This is a genomic window from Hyalangium versicolor (genome assembly GCF_020103695.1).
GTDB lineage: Bacteria > Myxococcota > Myxococcia > Myxococcales > Myxococcaceae > Hyalangium > Hyalangium versicolor.
Genome location: NZ_JAHXBF010000020.1, coordinates 105,702 through 120,826 on the forward strand (window position 1 = coordinate 105,702; position 15,125 = coordinate 120,826).

Annotated in this window: 15 protein-coding genes; 8 read left to right on the forward strand and 7 right to left on the reverse strand. The window is 67.8% G+C overall.

Going from position 1 to position 15,125, the window contains the following annotated elements:
- Window positions 1–48: 48 nt before the first annotated feature.
- Window positions 49–1,650, reverse strand: a complete 1,602-nt coding sequence (locus tag KY501_RS35740) for a leucyl aminopeptidase (RefSeq protein WP_224368292.1) — start codon at window positions 1,648–1,650, stop codon at window positions 49–51.
- Between the two features lie 126 nt (window positions 1,651–1,776).
- Here KY501_RS35740 and KY501_RS35745 point away from each other — a divergent pair, with 126 nt between their 5' ends.
- From KY501_RS35745 to KY501_RS35755, 3 genes are all read left to right on the forward strand, one after another.
- Entirely contained in the window at window positions 1,777–2,670 is an 894-nt protein-coding gene (locus KY501_RS35745) for a hypothetical protein (protein ID WP_224368293.1), read from the forward strand.
- A 149-nt stretch (window positions 2,671–2,819) separates the two neighbouring features.
- Window positions 2,820–3,599 carry a sulfite exporter TauE/SafE family protein gene (locus KY501_RS35750; RefSeq protein ID WP_224368294.1) on the forward strand — a complete coding sequence of 260 codons (780 nt, stop codon included), beginning with the start codon at window positions 2,820–2,822 and terminating at the stop codon, window positions 3,597–3,599.
- 56 nt (window positions 3,600–3,655) lie between these two features.
- On the forward strand, window positions 3,656–4,012 hold the full coding sequence (locus KY501_RS35755) for a hypothetical protein (RefSeq protein WP_224368470.1): 357 nt from the start codon (window positions 3,656–3,658) through the stop codon (window positions 4,010–4,012).
- A gap of 1 nt (window position 4,013) precedes the next feature.
- Here KY501_RS35755 and KY501_RS35760 read toward each other — a convergent pair whose 3' ends face one another.
- On the reverse strand, window positions 4,014–4,883 hold the full coding sequence (locus KY501_RS35760; protein WP_224368295.1) for a tetratricopeptide repeat protein: 870 nt from the start codon (window positions 4,881–4,883) through the stop codon (window positions 4,014–4,016).
- Window positions 4,880–6,463 (reverse strand): helix-turn-helix domain-containing protein, encoded by a 1,584-nt coding sequence (locus KY501_RS35765; RefSeq protein WP_224368296.1) that lies wholly within the window; start codon window positions 6,461–6,463, stop codon window positions 4,880–4,882. The genes KY501_RS35760 and KY501_RS35765 overlap by 4 nt, the downstream gene beginning before the upstream one ends.
- A gap of 479 nt (window positions 6,464–6,942) precedes the next feature.
- On the opposite strand from KY501_RS35765, the gene KY501_RS35770 reads away from it, so the two are divergent.
- From KY501_RS35770 to KY501_RS35790, 5 genes are all read left to right on the forward strand, one after another.
- Window positions 6,943–8,292, forward strand: a complete 1,350-nt coding sequence (locus tag KY501_RS35770; protein WP_224368297.1) for a hypothetical protein — start codon at window positions 6,943–6,945, stop codon at window positions 8,290–8,292.
- A 97-nt stretch (window positions 8,293–8,389) separates the two neighbouring features.
- Window positions 8,390–9,025: a YceI family protein gene (locus tag KY501_RS35775; protein WP_224368298.1), complete on the forward strand. Its 636-nt coding sequence runs from the start codon at window positions 8,390–8,392 to the stop codon at window positions 9,023–9,025.
- Window positions 9,026–9,070: 45 nt separating this feature from the next.
- On the forward strand, window positions 9,071–9,307 hold the full coding sequence (locus KY501_RS35780) for a hypothetical protein (RefSeq protein WP_224368299.1): 237 nt from the start codon (window positions 9,071–9,073) through the stop codon (window positions 9,305–9,307).
- Window positions 9,308–9,385: 78 nt separating this feature from the next.
- Window positions 9,386–10,231, forward strand: coding sequence for an MNIO family bufferin maturase (bufB, locus tag KY501_RS35785; RefSeq protein ID WP_224368471.1), 846 nt, complete (start codon window positions 9,386–9,388; stop codon window positions 10,229–10,231).
- Window positions 10,228–10,941 (forward strand): HvfC/BufC N-terminal domain-containing protein, encoded by a 714-nt coding sequence (locus KY501_RS35790; RefSeq protein ID WP_224368300.1) that lies wholly within the window; start codon window positions 10,228–10,230, stop codon window positions 10,939–10,941. The genes bufB and KY501_RS35790 overlap by 4 nt, the downstream gene beginning before the upstream one ends.
- A 12-nt stretch (window positions 10,942–10,953) precedes the next feature.
- On the opposite strand, the gene KY501_RS35795 is transcribed toward KY501_RS35790, so the two are convergent.
- The 4 genes from KY501_RS35795 to KY501_RS35810 are packed head-to-tail and all read right to left on the reverse strand — an operon-like array spanning window position 10,954 to window position 15,021.
- On the reverse strand, window positions 10,954–12,015 hold the full coding sequence (locus KY501_RS35795) for a carboxypeptidase regulatory-like domain-containing protein (RefSeq protein ID WP_224368302.1): 1,062 nt from the start codon (window positions 12,013–12,015) through the stop codon (window positions 10,954–10,956).
- Window positions 12,015–13,655: a caspase family protein gene (locus KY501_RS35800; RefSeq protein WP_224368304.1), complete on the reverse strand. Its 1,641-nt coding sequence runs from the start codon at window positions 13,653–13,655 to the stop codon at window positions 12,015–12,017. The genes KY501_RS35795 and KY501_RS35800 overlap by 1 nt, the downstream gene beginning before the upstream one ends.
- Before the next feature lie 3 nt (window positions 13,656–13,658).
- A complete protein-coding gene (locus KY501_RS35805) occupies window positions 13,659–14,441 on the reverse strand; it encodes a hypothetical protein (RefSeq protein WP_224368306.1) in 783 nt (260 codons plus the stop codon).
- A gap of 4 nt (window positions 14,442–14,445) precedes the next feature.
- The gene (locus tag KY501_RS35810; protein WP_224368308.1) at window positions 14,446–15,021 is read right to left on the reverse strand and encodes an RNA polymerase sigma factor; all 576 of its coding nucleotides are present in this window, start codon (window positions 15,019–15,021) and stop codon (window positions 14,446–14,448) included.
- Window positions 15,022–15,125: the final 104 nt, after the last annotated feature.

Here is a 15,125-nt window from a genome sequence, read left to right on the forward strand (position 1 = left end):
GCGCATGGCCCTCACCCCGCTCAGCTCACGGAGCAGCGATGGGCTCGCTCAGGCGCGGGCGGTCTTGCTCCGAGCCTTGCCCTTGGCGGGCTTCGTCGGCGCGGCGGTCTCTTCCGCCTGCGCGCTCTCGGGCGAGGCGGCGCGGAGCCTCACGTACTCGACCAGCGTCCGCACGCCGACGCCCGTGGCGCCTTTGTTGAAGTAACCCCGCTCCTTGGGGCTCGTGGACGGACCGGCGATGTCCAGGTGCACCCACGGCGTGTCGCCCACGAACTCCTTGAGGAAGAGGGCCGCGTTGATGGCGCCGCCCCAGCGCTCGCCGGAGTTCTTCATGTCCGCCACCTCCGAGCGCAGCGCGTCCTTCTGCAGCTCGGTCACCGGCATGCGCCAGAACTCCTCGCCCGCCGTCTTGGCCGCCGCGAGCACGTGCTCCACCGTGGCGTCGTGCTCGCCGAACGCGCCCACGATGTAGTTGCCCAGGGCAACCACACAGGCCCCCGTCAGCGTGGCCAGGTCGATGAGGGCGGCCGGCTTGTGCTCCACGGCCCAGGTGATGATGTCTCCCAGCACCAGACGGCCTTCGGCGTCCGTGTTGGTGATCTCCACCGTCTTGCCCAGGCGCGAGGTGAGGATGTCGCCCGGCCGGTACGCGGTGCCCGAGGGCATGTTCTCGCAAGCGCCGATGAAGGCATGCACCGGGAAGGGCGGCTGCAACTCGCCGATGACCCTCATGGCGCCCAGCACCGCCGCCGAGCCGGCCATGTCCGTCTTCATGTCGATCATCGAATCCGAAGGCTTGAGCGACAGGCCTCCCGAGTCGAACGTGATGGCCTTGCCCACCAGCGCCAGCGGCGCGCGCTTCGCGTCTTTCGGGTTCTTCGGCACGTAGGCCAGGTGGATCAGCCGAGGCTCATGGGCACTGCCCTGGGCCACGCCCAGGAACATCCCCATCTTCAGGCGCTCGATCTCCCGGCGCCCGCCGATGGTGGCCTTGAGCCCCGCTGCCTTCGCCACCTCCTGGGCGGCCGCGGCCAGCCGATCCGGGTCCACCACGTTGGGCGGCTCGTTGACGAGATCTCTCGCCCAGTTGGTGGCCTGGGCCACCTGGCGGCCCAGCTCCACCGCGTCCTCGAGCTCCTGGCCCTGGCTCGCGCCCTCCGGCAGCACCAGCCGCACCGTGTTCAGCCCTGGAGCCTTCTTGTCCTCCTTGTTGCCCGACGTCTTGTACCGGTCGAACTTGTACACGCCGAGCATCAGCCCCTCGACGATGACGCGGGCGGCCACGGGGGCAGGGGCCGTGTCCGGCACGATGAAGGTGAGCTCGGTCAGCTTGAGCTTCTGTGCCGTCTTGGCGGCGCGTCCAGCCGCGAGCCGCAGCACCTCGGGGGTGAACTTCGCGCGGGCGCCCAGGCCCAGGAGCATCACGCGCTCCGAGGCCAGCTTGCCCATCGTGTGAAGCACCAGGGACTGGTCCGCCTTGCCCTTGAAGCCCTCCTGGGCGGCCGCGGCGCGCAGCTTGCCTTCCAGGGCCTTGTCCGCGGAGGCCAGTGCGGCGGGTGCGGTGTCCCCGAGGTCGCCATCGAGCAGGGGAACGACGATCATGGCGCCGCCGGCCCGCACGGCGTCACCCGTAACGAAGCTGAAATTCATGGTGAGGATGTACTCCTGGGGGGTAGGAAAAACGGCGCGGACTGTAGCTCCGCCGTTGTTGGTCTCAAAGCTTCGGCTGCACGCGAACGTTGCAATGACACGGCGCGCTGGGTAGCTGTAACGGGTATGCCCACGCTGCTGTTGCACCTCACTGCCATCGAGCAGCTCGCCTCCCACCCGGGCAACCTGCCCGCCGACATCTCCCGGGCCCTGTCCGAGGATCTTCCGTATGCGCGATTCGGAGCGGCGCTGCCGGATCTCCCCCTCTGCGAGGGTCTGCGGGGAGGTCTGACGGCGCTGCTGCCCGAGCGGGAGCTGCCGGCCTTCGCGCGGCTGTATCACGAGCGCGCCCCGGTGGGGCTGGGGCTGAAGATGGGGGAGCTGGTGGCCACGGGCGCCCTGGTGGGCACCGAGCCCGGGCTGGCATTGCTGGCCGGCTACTTCACGCACCTGTGCCTGGATCGGCGGCTGCATCCGGAGGTGGATCGGCTGGTGGCTCGCCATCGCCGCAAGGATGAGAGCGCGCTGGATGCGCACCGGCAGATCGAGTGGGCGCAGACGCTCTTCTATCTGCGCGAGCTGCACGGCATGGAGACGCTGGGCACGCCGCGGCTGCGCGAGCGGTTCCAGGTGACCAAGAGCACGGGATTCCCCTATCGGGGCATTGGCCGAGGCATCTACGAGCTTGTGCGGCTGTCCTCGCAGGAGCGGGTGGGGCAGTCCCCCACCAAGCGGCAGGTGGATGGGTGGGTGAGGGGGCTCTATTTGATGGGGATGGTGCTCTCCAGCCCGCTGGGACGGACGCGATCGCTGCCGGCGTACTCGCAGCTGAGCTTCCACGAGCTGTACCGGCACGACGGCTTCGACTTCGCCGCGGAGGTGGACGCCGCGCTGGAGCAGACGCGCGGCATCCTCCGGCGGCTGCTGGTGTACATGTCGCGAGGCACGTTCACGCCGCGTACGCGTGCACGCTTCCTGGAAGAGTTCCCCGAGGGCACCATCGGCGCCTACGCGGCGTGAGCTTGCAATGGCGCTGACGGGTTTCCAACGTGTGCCCTGTGCGTGCGTCGTACTCCTGAAGTCGAGCAAGGCAGTCGACCAGGCGAGCCCCGGAGCCGAGGGGGAATGCCGCTATCCGAAGCGGGATCGCGCCCCTATCCTCGTGGGCAATGACGGTCCTTCTCCTCATCGCCGCGGGCAGCCTCGCGGGCCTCACGGGCGCATTGCTCGGCATTGGCGGTGGGGTGGTGTTGGTGCCGTTGTTGGTGATGGCCTTCCACCTCCCGTTGGAGGAGGCGGTGCCCGCGAGCCTCATGTGCGTGGTGGCCAGCTCGTGTGCGTCCGCTGCCAGCTATGTGGACAACCGCCTGAGTGACATCCGGCTCGGGCTTACGTTGGAGCTGGCCACGGTGCTGGGGGCCATCGTCGGAGGCCTGACGGCGGCCTACCTGGCTCCGGCCATGGTGGCGGTGGTGTTCGGGTTCTTCACCCTCTATGTCGCCCTGCAGATCCTCCTGGTGCGCTCGCGTGGCCAGGAGCAGGTGAGCACGCAGTACACGCCGGTGAACTACCCGCTGGGCATCTCGGGCTCGTTCATGGCGGGCGGGCTGTCCGCGCTGCTCGGTGTGGGCGGCGGGCCGCTGAAGGTGCCGCTGATGAGCTACGGGATGCGGGTTCCCTTCAAGGTGGCCAGCGCCACCAGCAATCTGATGATCGGCGTGACGGGCGCCGCGAGCGTGGCCTCCTACGCGTGGCGTGGGCACGTGAAGCTGGCGCTGGTGTCGCCGCTGATCGTGGGCGTGCTGGGAGGCGCGTACCTGGGCAGCCGGCTGATGCCGCGTGTGCCCACGGCGGTGCTCAAGAAGCTCTTTGCGATCGTGCTGCTGGTGGTGGCGACGCAGATGTTCTGGAAGGGAGGGGAGGGACTGTGGCCGAGCGTGTGGAAGTGAGCAAGGTCGCGGCACCGACGCCTCCGCCCATTGAGGCGGTGGCCAAGGCGAACGCGGTGGTGGCGGAGACGGAAACCCCAGTGGAAGTGCCCGCACGAGCCCCAGCGCGGATCGGGCGTGCGGTGGCGGGGGAGCGGTGGATCGCCCGCATCCTGCGAGGTGGGGCGCTGATCAGTGGTGGGTTGTTCTTGGCATCGCTGGGCATGGAGGTGCTGCCCCAGTCCGAGACGGTGCAGGTGGCCATCGACACCTTGCGCAAGGGCGCGGCGTCGCTGCTACTGGTAACGCCAGTGGCGCGGTTGGTGGTGGCCGGCACCATGCTCGGGCTGCGCGGCGAGTGGCGCTACACGCTCTACGCCGCCGGAGTGCTCGGGCTGCTCGCGATCGCGGTAGGGGCCGGCATCAGCGCCTGAGTCACGCGCCTTGCGAGGTGAAGTGCGCGAGCACCTTGCGCACCTTCTCTGCCTCTTCGGCGCGGCCCTGCTCCTGGTAGAGCGGGAGCACCGCCTCGAACTGCTCCTTCGCCGCAGCCAGGTCCTTCGACTGGAAGCAGGCGATCCCCAGGTCCCAGCGGGCCCGGGCCTCGAAGACGTGATCGTGGATCTGCTCGTACAACTCCACCGCCTCCAGCAGGTGCGGCCGCGCGGCCTCGTGGTTTCCGAGCAACCCCTCCGCCTCGCCCAGCAGCAACTGGCAGAGCGCCAGCGGCTCCGGCTCCTGGCTCTTCTCCAGGATCGTCAGCGCCTCGAGGAAGCGCTCACGGGCGCGCTTGTAGTCCCCGGTCTCCATGCGGATGTCGCCGATGTCCATCAGCAGCGCCGCCACCCGATCCGTGTTCCGCGTCTGCCGGAAGAGGATGAGCGCCTCCTGGTACTTCTCCTCGGCGCCGTCTCGGTGCCCCAGCGCTCGCAGGCTCTCGCCGATGCACGCCCGGCAGAGCGCCTCGCCCTCCTTGTCCTTCACCTCGTTGAAGAGGGCCGCGGACTGAGCCATCCACTCGATGGCGCCCTTGTGGTCCTCGAACTGCGCGCGCGCCACGCCCAGCCCGTACAGCGCCTGCGCCTGCCCCTTCTTGTGGTGCGCCGTCTTGAAGACGCTCAGGGCCTCCTCGTAATGCTTGCGGCTCGCGGCGTGGTCCTCGAGCATCCCGTGCAGCTCCGCGAGCTGGAGCAGGCCCTGGCCCACGTCCGCCGGGCTCCCGGTGAAGCGCAGGGCGGCCAGCGAGTCCCGCTGCTTCTGGAGGGCGGCTTCGATGTGGGCGCGTTCAGTGTCCGACAGGCTCATGACTCGCTCTTGTTACGGCGTCGGGCCTGCTTGTCCAGCAGATCCTGCCGGCCGTTCTTATCGGCCCCATTCCTTTCACCGTTCTCCCCGCGCTCGCCCTTGTCCCCCTTCTCGTGCACCAGCAGCGGCGAGAAGAAGCAGTCCTTCTTCGTGTACTCGTCGAACGCGAACGCGAAGCGGTAGCTGGCCGCCGCGCGCTGGTTGCAGTCCGTCCGCTCGCAGAAGCGGCAGGTGATACCCGTGGACACCGCGTCCTTGCGCAGATCGTTCGTCGGCAGCCCGTACGCCAGATACTTCGCGTTCTCCGCGTGGGTACCCAGGCCGATCGAGTACGCCGTGCCCTTCACGATCGAGCCCTCGATGGGCTGCAATTGCACCTTCGCGAAGCAGAAGTACGTGGCCCCGTCCGGCATCATCGAGTACTGCCGAGTCAGCTGCCCCGGGTTCAGGAACGCCAGGTGCACCGCCCACTTGCCGCACGAGCCGCCGCCACTGGCGAACTTCAACCCCGTGCCGCTGTAGCGCTTGGAGATGTTCCCCGCGATGTCCGCTCGCAGGAAGTGGAACGGCAATCCCATCCGCTTCGGGTCCGACAGGTTGCACAGGCGGTGCGCCACCGTCTCGTACGTGGTGCCGAAGATGCTCTTCAGCAGCTCCACGTCGTAGCGCGTGCGCTCCACCTCCTTGAAGAAGTCCCCATACGGCAGCATCATCGCGCCGGCGAAGTAGTTGGACAGGTTCACCTTGATGAGCCGCAGCGTCTCCGCATGCCGCGTGCGCCCCGCGCCGACGATGCGCTCCACCATCTTCGTCCGGTCCAGCAGCAGCAGCCCGATCGACGTGGCCACCTGGAACTTCAGCGGCTGCTCCGTCAGATCCGGCGACAGCGTCAGGGTCTTCTCCTCCAGATCCAGCCGCCGCACCACCGACGAGCCGCTCTGCGCCCGCTCGAACCCCACGCGGAACCCGAACTGTTCTTCCAGCACGCGGATGAGCTGGTTGCTGGTCAGCACGCGCTCCAGCTTGAAATCCCGCCGCAGCGAGTCGGCCTGCTCCTCCAACTCGGGGAAGTAGTTGCGGTGGGACTCCAGGAAGTCACTCACCTCGTCGAATGGCGAATAGTCGTACCGCACACCCGAGCCGGGGTTGGACTGCGTGCGCGTGCGCTCCTCGTTGGACAGCTGCGCCAGAACGTTCTCCAGCTGCGTGCGCGTGTTCTTGTACAGGTTGAACAGCGCCGCCACCGTGCCCGCCAGCTTCGGCTCCGCCGACAGGCTCTGCAGCGACTCCGAGTCGATATCCAGGCTCTTGAGCAGCGGCTCATCCAGCAGCTTCGCCAGCGCCTCGTCCACCCGGCCCTCGCCCAGCGAGGACATGAACTGCTCCGGATCCTGATCGAAGTAGCGCAGCGCCTTCCACAGCAGCGGGAAGGGCATCACCCGTTTGCCCTTCTCGATCAGGTTCAGGTACGCCGGGGAGACCCCCAGCTCCTTCGCTGCGTCCGTCTGCTTGATGTTGCGCGCCAACCGCAGGCCTCGCAGCTTCAGGCCCACGTTCGCGTTCAGAGCATTTTCGTTCATTCGCCTTGTCCTGCGTGGTAGCGCTTTCAAGAAGCGCACACCCGGCCCGGCCGCACTCTGCAAATCCTTTTACCGATTTGCAATCAGCGTTTCGAGAGGGGCTCGCCCCTGTCAGAGGGGCAACGGACGAACCAGCCCCGGACAGTCCCGGAACGTTCAATTCTTGGAAAGAAACAGTATTTATAGGGGCTTACATGCACTCAGGGAGTGCGTGCCAAGGCGGCCGTTGACACAGCTGTCAACGGTTTACTGACACGCTGCGCCATGAAAAGCCGGAGGGCTGTCGAGCGTGCGGCAGGCAGGGCAGATGAAGCTCGCATCGAGCGGGCCTTTGGGCCAGCCTCAACTCCGGACACCTACCTGTTCTGATGCCTCTACTCGCCTGGCAGCCGAAGAGTGGGGGAGGGCACCTCGGGCCCTCCCTCCGTCATCTGTGTCTTGTGTTCCTGGTGGGCTTGAGCGCCTGCCGGACGGCGGCGGTGAAGCCGACCTCTTCCGCGGAAGAGCCCGGCACCCTGCGCTACAACGTCACCTTCGTGCGTGATCCCGGACCCGGGCTCGATGTGGAGGTGGTGCTCGGGCGCTATGCGCCGCGCGAGTTCCTCTTCACCATGCCGGGCAGAGTGGACACCGTTCGCGCCTATAGCGCCTCGGGCCAGGTGCGTGAACTCCCCGTGCAGGAGAAGGGCGTGAGTCTGCCCGCGGACACACGCTTCCTGCGCTACCACTATGCGCTGGGGGCCTCGCGCCGCGGGCGTTGGTGGAGCTTCTCCGGCGGTCTCGGTCAGGGAGAGGACTGGCTCCTGGCCGGACGCTCGTGGCTGATCCGTCCACGCGTGGCACGCCCGGACATCCAGGTGGAGTTCTCGCTCCAGGGAGTGGACGCGCAGCTGCCGTGGGAGCGCGGGCCCGGAGGGATCTACCGAATCACGGCCGAGGATCTCGTGGACTCGGGTGTCCATGGCCTCGGAGGCCGGCGCTGCCAGGCCCAGCTTACGGACGCGGTGTTGGATGTGGCCATCGTCGGGAAGCTGTCGCACGTGGATGATGCGCAGGTCTGCGAGTGGCTCCGCCAGACGGCCGAGGAGGTGAAGAAGGTCCGCCGCAACTTCCCTCATCCGCGCGTCACCATCGTCGTCTACCCCGTTCCCCACACCGACGATGCCAACGTCTTCGGCACCGTCATGTGGAGCTCGCCGCCGAGCGTCGCCCTGCTCGTGGGCCAGGACACCACGCTGCCCGCACTTTCCGCGGACTGGGTGGCGCTCCACGAGATGCTGCACCTGACCCATCCCGCGATCCTTCCGCGCACGGCGTGGATCTCCGAGGGACTGGCCACCTATCTCACGGAGGTGGCGCGCGCCCGCTCGGGCAAGCAGTCCCCTGAGCGCTCCTGGCATGAGCTCCTCAGGGGCTTCCAGCTCGGCCGCCGGCAGGCCCAAGGGCGCACCACGCAGGAAATGATCGACGAGGATGCTCCCCCCGGCATCTACTGGGTGGGCGCATACCTCGCGCTGCGCATCGATGTGGAGCTACGGCGCGCTACCGGCAATGCGCGCGGACTCGAGGACGTGCTCGAACTGCTGGCCACACAAGGATCCACTGCCACTGTAGACAGCTACGGCGCCGCGGTGGATGCCGTGGCCGGACGCCCCGTGTTTCGAACCTTGCTCCAAGAGGAACTGCGTCGGCCTGCTTTTGCAGGGCTGGAAGGTTTGCTAGAAGAACTCGGTGTGACGCCCTCCCCGAGCGGCGTCAAGCTTCACCCGGCTCGGGACAGCCTGTTGCGTGATGCATTGGACGGACAGAACGCCGGCAGCGCGCAGTAGTGGACCCGGTGGAATTTTCCGGCGTGTAACCGCCGAAGAGGTCCCTGCGTAGACCATGCATCCACAGTGCGTCCTCAACCGTAGAAGAGAGGCTCTCATGTTCGTTCGTTCCGCCCTGCTGATGCTCGCCACCCTGGTGCCGCTGGCCGCCCCCGCGCAGACCGCGCCTGCTCCCGCCGCCGCCCAGACATTCGTCTACAACGATGACAACCACCGCGACACCGTCACCTTCATGCTCGATGCGCCGCTGGAGGTCATCAACGGCCTGTCCAATGTCGTGAAGGGCTCGGTGGTGGTGCAGAACGGCAAGGCCTCTGGGAAGTTCTCCGTGCCGGTCAATACCCTGAAGACGGGCAACGAGACGCGGGACGGCCACCTGCAGAACGATCGCTGGCTGGACGCGGCGAAGTACCCGGAGATCTCCTTCGAGTTCAAAGATGTGGCGCTGCCCGCCCCGCTCGAGAACGGCAAGCCCCTGAAGGTGCAGACGAAGGGGAAGTTCACCGTTCACGGCGTGACGCGCGAGGAGCCGGTAGAGGTCACCGCCATCTACTTCAAGGAGAGCGCCGAGACGAAGAATCGCGCCCCGGGCGATCTGCTCCGCGTGCGTGCCAAGTTCCGCATTCCGCTGGAGGCCTATGGCATCAAGCGGACGGAGGCGTTGATCCTCAAGGTTGGCGAGATCGCGGAGGTCTCCGTCGACGCCTGGGGCTCCACGCAGTTCAAGCTGTAGTCAGTCTGAAGGCAGTACCCCCAACGCAGTGCGAAAGGAATCACCATGAACGTCAAGGCTCTGGCTGCCATCGTCGGTACCCTCTCTCTCGGCGCGCTGGCCACCGGCTGTGCCTCGAACAAGGCCTCCGAGGGCGCGGCCACGACCGAGGCGAAGGGCACCGACTCCAACTGCAGCCAGAAGGCGGCCGACGGCGCGTCGGGCGACACCAACGCCACCTCCACCCCTGAGAAGGGCAGCGAGGGCAAGTGTGGCGCCAACGGCTGCAAGGGCACCAAGTAGTCTCTGTCGGTAGTTGAATCCGGGCGGCGGGGAGGAGACTTCCTGCCGCCCGTGTTGTTTCCTGTCGAGGATCTCCCCGTGTCCGAGAGCTACGCGCAGCGGTATGGACTCAACCCCCTGGGGTCCGGCATCGGGCTCCGGCGCGACTTCTACGAGACGCTGCCGCTCACCGAGCGGACGGTCGACTGGTTGGAGATCATCCCCGAGAACTTCCTCAGCCTGGGAGGCCGCTCGCAGCGGGCCCTGGATGCGTGCACCGAGCGCTGGAAGGTGCTGCCGCACGGCGTGGGGCTGAACATCGGCGGGCCGGATCCGCTGGACGAGGACTATGTCACCCGGCTCGAGGCGCTCGTGCGGCGGGTGGATGCGCCCTTCTTCTCGGATCACCTGTGCTACTCGCGGCTGGGTGGGGTGTACCTCCACGATCTGCTCCCGCTGCCCTTCAACGAGGAGGCGGTCGAGTACGTGGTGCCCCGCGTGCGCGAGGTGGTGGCGCGGGTGGGCCGTCCCTTCCTGCTGGAGAATCCCAGCTACTACGCCCGCATGCCCGGAGGCACGCTGGCCGAGGCCACCTTCCTGCGCCACGTGGCCGAGCAGGCCGACTGTGGCCTCCTGCTGGACGTGAACAACGTCTACGTCAACTCGCAGAACCACGGGTATGACCCGCGCGCCTTCGTGGATGCGCTGCCGCTGGAGCGCGTGGTGCAGATCCACCTGGCCGGGCACGATCGGTACCCGGAGGTAATCATCGACACGCACGGCGGGCCCGTCTGCAACGACGTCTGGTCCCTCTACCGCTACGTGCTGGAGCGCACCGGGCCGGTGTCCACGCTGATCGAGTGGGATCAGGACATCCCCTCCCTGGAGGCGGTGCTGGATCAGGCGGATCAAGCCCGCGCTCTGCTGAGCGAGGTGAAGCGATGAAGCCCGGCCTGCGGCACTTCTTCGACTCGATGGCGGACTACTTCGGGGGTTCCTCCGGGGTGGATCAGCTGCGCGCGGCGCACCCGGGCTGGGACGCGCCTGTCGCGCGGGTGGCCGTCTACGGCCGGTTCGTGCGGGGCCACGTGCGGAGCACGCTCGAAAAGCTCTTCCCGCTCACCCGGAACAGCGTTGGCGCTGAGCGCTGGACGCAGCTGGTGGAGGGCTACACCGCCACGCGCCCCGGCCGGCACTTCGAGATGAACCGCATGGGTGAGGGCTTCCCCACCTTCGTGGCGGATGTGGCCCAGGCCCAGGGCCTGCCGGCCTTCGCCCCCGCGCTCGCGCGCTTCGAGTGGGCGGACTGGGCGGTGTATGCCTCGGAGGAGCGGGTACCGGAGCAGGTGGAGCAGCTCACGGTGAACCCCACGCTCACGGTGCTCCAGCACCCGTTCCAGCTCTGCGCCTATGTCCGCACTCAGGGCTCGGCGCAGGCGCCTGCCGACGGGGAGGAGATGGCTCTCCTGTGGAGGCACCCGCGTCAGCTCAACACGTGGTTCGTCGCCGCCCAGGAGCGCACCCTGCTCGTGCTGAAGATGGCGGTGGAGGGGCTATCGCCGGGGGCCGTGGCGGCGGCGACAGGGGTGGCGGAGGCCGAGGTTCGCAACGCCGTGGAGGAGTGCTCCCGCCAGGGGATCGTCCTCACCCCGTAGCGGCTCCCGCGATCATTTCCCCGGCTGGCAGAAGTTGCCGTCGCCGAGGGCCTTGCACACGAACTTGTCCGGGCATTCCTCATTCGTGGTGCACGCGAAGGTGCAGCTCTGCTCGCGGCAGATCCCGTTGATGATTCCCAGGGCCACGCAGGCGTTATCGCTCGTGCAGGTGGCTCCCACGGACTCATAGGCGCCGCAGCCGGCGAAGTGCGTCGGGTTGGGCGTGCACCGGCTCTCCTGGCAGACAAAGCCACTTCCGCATTGCTTGTCCTTGTTGCACTTCTCCAGGCACGCGCTCCCTCCGCCGGGGAGCGCCTGGCAGATCGCGTTCCCGTGGCACTTCGTGCCTCCGTCGCACGGAACGCAGACGGCGGTCGCTTCGCACTGGGAACCCAGGCAGACAAACCCCGCGCCGCAGTGGACGTCTTCGAGGCACTCGACGCAGTGGCCGGTCTGCGCGCACTGGTAGTCGTCCGAGCACCCCGTCATGGCGCACCCGCTATGCGGAGGAGGCAGATGAACCTCCACCTCCTTCTGCTCACCGGCGCTCACGCAGGTGTCCGAGTCCACCGCCGGGAAACCGGGCGCGGAGATGTTCAGCGAGAAGCAGCCGTCTGGCAGCGGGCCGACCTTCAGCCAGCCGTCCTCACTCACAGGCAGCTCCTGCACGGGCGTGCCCTTCACGGTGACCTGGGCCTCGCTCACATCCTGGTGCTCGGGAGACTTCAGCCACACTGACAGGTAGCTGGCCTCCTTCGGAACGAGCGCCCCGAGCGTGACGGACTGTCCACCCTGGACGATCAAGGGCTCGCGCAGGGCTCGGGTCGCCGAGGCGACGATGAACAGCTCGGCCTGCCCCGCGGGCACCTTCTCCAGCGTGAAGGAGCCGTCCACCGCCAGGCGGCTGTTCAACTCGGGCTCGCCCATCACCGACACATAACCCACGGAGGGATCACAGTCGGAGATCTGGCCATGCACCGTGCCGAAGAGAAAAGGCGCGTTGGCCAGCTCACCACAGCTGCTCGTGCCCACGGCGAGGAGGAAAACAATCGCGATGTGAAGTCTCTGGCGCATCAGAAGCGATACCCCACTCCGGCGAGGCCGCCGGCGAACCCCACTGCCTGCCCCTTCCCATCCACCACCACGTACGTGAGCATCCACTGCATCTGCGAGATCAGCTCCAGCCTCTCGCTCAGGCGCCACACGGCGCCACCCATGAGCCCGGGGCTGAAGGTGAAATACTCTTGTCCTCCCACGAAGGTATCCACGGCAAAGGACCGCCGCAGATAGAGAGCGGCCACGCGCGGACCTGCGAAGAGCGACAGTCGATCCCATCGCCACAGGTACGGCATGCCCACACCTAGGGAAAGCCGAGTGTAGGCGAAGGGAACCTGCGAGCCGGGCACGAGCTCGAGCTGATGCCGCCCATGGCTTCCCCCCAAGTCCAGCATGAGGGCGAAGTCCTGCAGTGGCCGATCCTCCAGGCGCAACGCCACGCCCACATCGGGAGAGGCGGGCAGCAACTCGGTGCGGCTGCGGCGGTCCACGAACGAGAACATCCCGCCCACCAGCGAGAGGGAACGATGGGGGAAGGCATCCGCCAGCAGTTGCTCCAACGGCAGCCGCTGGCCCTCGGCCACCTCCACCTCACGGCGCACCAGCACCGCATCGCCCTTGGTCAGCTCCACGATGCGGTTCCCTGGCATCACCGCGGTGCCTCCGGGCAGATCCGTGCGCGGCTCGCCATCTACCTTGAGTGTGAAGCCGTCCAGCCGCGGGTTGTACGAGAACAGCTCCGGGCGCCCCAGCCTGTCGATGCTGCCCGAGAGCACCACCGGATCAGCGCCCACCTCGAGGATCTCCGCGGACGGACGTTGGCGCCCCTGGGTGAAGGCGAAGGTGCGGCGGCGCGCGTAGTCGTGCGCCTCGGTGGCGGTGACGGCGCCGTCCGCGTTGCGATCCGCCGAGCCGTTGAGGCCCTCGATGAGGAAGTATGTGTAGATGTCGTTGCGCAGCCCCTCGTCCTCGCGGGCGGTCTCGCCCCAGTCACAGGCGGCGAAGACCATGGAGGCGCGGCTCGACTCCTCCAACGGGCGCGCGTAGAAGCCGGACTTGATGCCGGCCAGCTCCTGCTCCAACTCCTTGGGCAGCAACGACTTGCCGTTGCCGCTGTGACAGGTGGCCAGCACCAGCAGCCGGCGTCGGCTGGGCAGCTTGTCGAACTCCGCCTTCAGCACGTCCATGGGCAGCGCGGTCTGCGCGATGGAGTGGTACGAGGCGTCGTGGGTGACGAGGTAGCGCTTCAGCTCCCCCTGCCCATCCCGAGACAGCGTGCCGTGCGCGGAGAAGTACACCACCACGACGTCATCCGGCCGGGTGGCCTCCTGCTGCAGCTCCCGGAGAGCCGCGAGGATGGACGCGCGCGTCGTCTGCTCGGGGGTCGTGAGCAGCCGCACCTGATCGAAGTGCCCGCGCGCGGGGTCCTGCAGCGCGGCGGCCAGATCCTGCGCGTCCTTCTCCGAGTAGCGCAGGTTGCGCCACTGCGGATCCTGGAACTCGGCGATGCCTACCAGCAGGGCAATGCGCCGCGGGGCGTAGGCGGTCGATAATGTAGCCTCGTCGAGCTTGAGCGGCACCAGGCCGCCCTTCTCGTAGGCAGCCGGGCCGGTACAAGCCACAAGGGCTCCCAGCATCATGAGGACGAGGCGCTTCACGGGTCAGCGCTGATTCTCGCTGTTCTTCACGAAGACGTCGAACCGGGCGGTGGACAAGGGGTTGTCCACGCGGGCTGTCCCTCCCTTCAGGGTGGCTTTGACTCCTTCCTCCGACAGCTCCTCACCTGCTGGTGAGGCGACCAGCCAGAGCGACACCGGGCCCTTTTCCCCGGTGAGGCTCACGCCGGTGAGCCCCTGGGGGCCCTCGAGATCGTGCGTCCCGGCCTCGAGCAGGAAGTTGCCCAGCAGCTCGGGCGCTGCGCTGCCCACCTGCTGGAAGAGCAAGGCGCTGCCGGCCTCGGTGGAGTGGTAGCGCAGCAGCAGCACGTCCTCCGGGCTTACCGCCTCCCCGGGATCCAACCGCCGCAGCCGGCCGTCCGCGCCCCGAGCCGCCGCCACCAGCTCCAGGGTGATCCGGCTGGAGCCCTTGACCCCGGTCCACTGCGGGTTTCCGGGCGGTGCCAGCATCCGGGGGACGAGCACCGCGCCCAGCACGCAAGCAGCCAGCGCGGTCGCCACCCCCACCCAGCGTCCCACGGGGTTGGAGGTGCGCAGGCGCTTCTTGAGGCGCATCCAGCCTACGTCATCTCGAACCACCTCCCGTGCTGGGGCGAGGCTGAGCAGGAACAGGTCCACCTGCCCATCGAGCAGGTCCGTGTCGGGGTGCTGGGCGAGGAACTCCTCACAGGTGTCACATGGGGAGGCGAGGTGCTCGCGGAAGTGCGTCACCGCTTCGGGCTCCCGAGCGGCCAGTGCGCGCAGCGTGTGGGCATCCAGGTGCTTCATGCCATCACTCCCACCGTCCAGCGAGGACGCGCCGCAGCAGCTCCCGCTTGATCCGGGCTCGGAACCGCTCGAGCCGCATGGTCACCGCGCTCTTGCCCACGCCGAGCTGCTCGGCGATCTCGCGCGCGGACAGCGAGCCCTCCAGGTAGAAGAGCTGCACGGTCTTCTTCTCGTCGCCCTCGGGCAGCTCGGTGATGAGCTGCCGTACCACTGCAATGTCACGCTCTACCTGGAGCGCCTCGGGCAGGGCGGGCACCGTTTCGGGCTGAGGATCCTGGGTCTCCTCCTCCATGCGGCGCACGTGCGTCTTGCGCTCCAGCCGGGTGCGCGCCCGGTTGCGGGCGATGGACAGGAGCCACGCCTCGAAGGCGGAGGGTTCCTTGAGCCGGGGCAGCGCCTTGAACGCGCGGACGTATGTCTCCTGAATCACGTCTTCCACCTCGTCCGCGTCCAGCGTGGCGAACCCCGCTGTCAGCCGAGCCACCAAGGGTCTCGTACGCCGGTACAACTCACCAAAGGCGGACTCCTCCCCACGGGCGGCCCGCCGCACACACTGGATCAGTTCCTCAGAGGAACCCACCTGTCCTCCTGACCTCCGGTTTCAACGGTCGGCCACTGCCCCGCGTGAGACCCTGTCTGCTCTTCCTGCTGGCCCCCGAATGCCCGTCGGAGAGAATGGCGGCG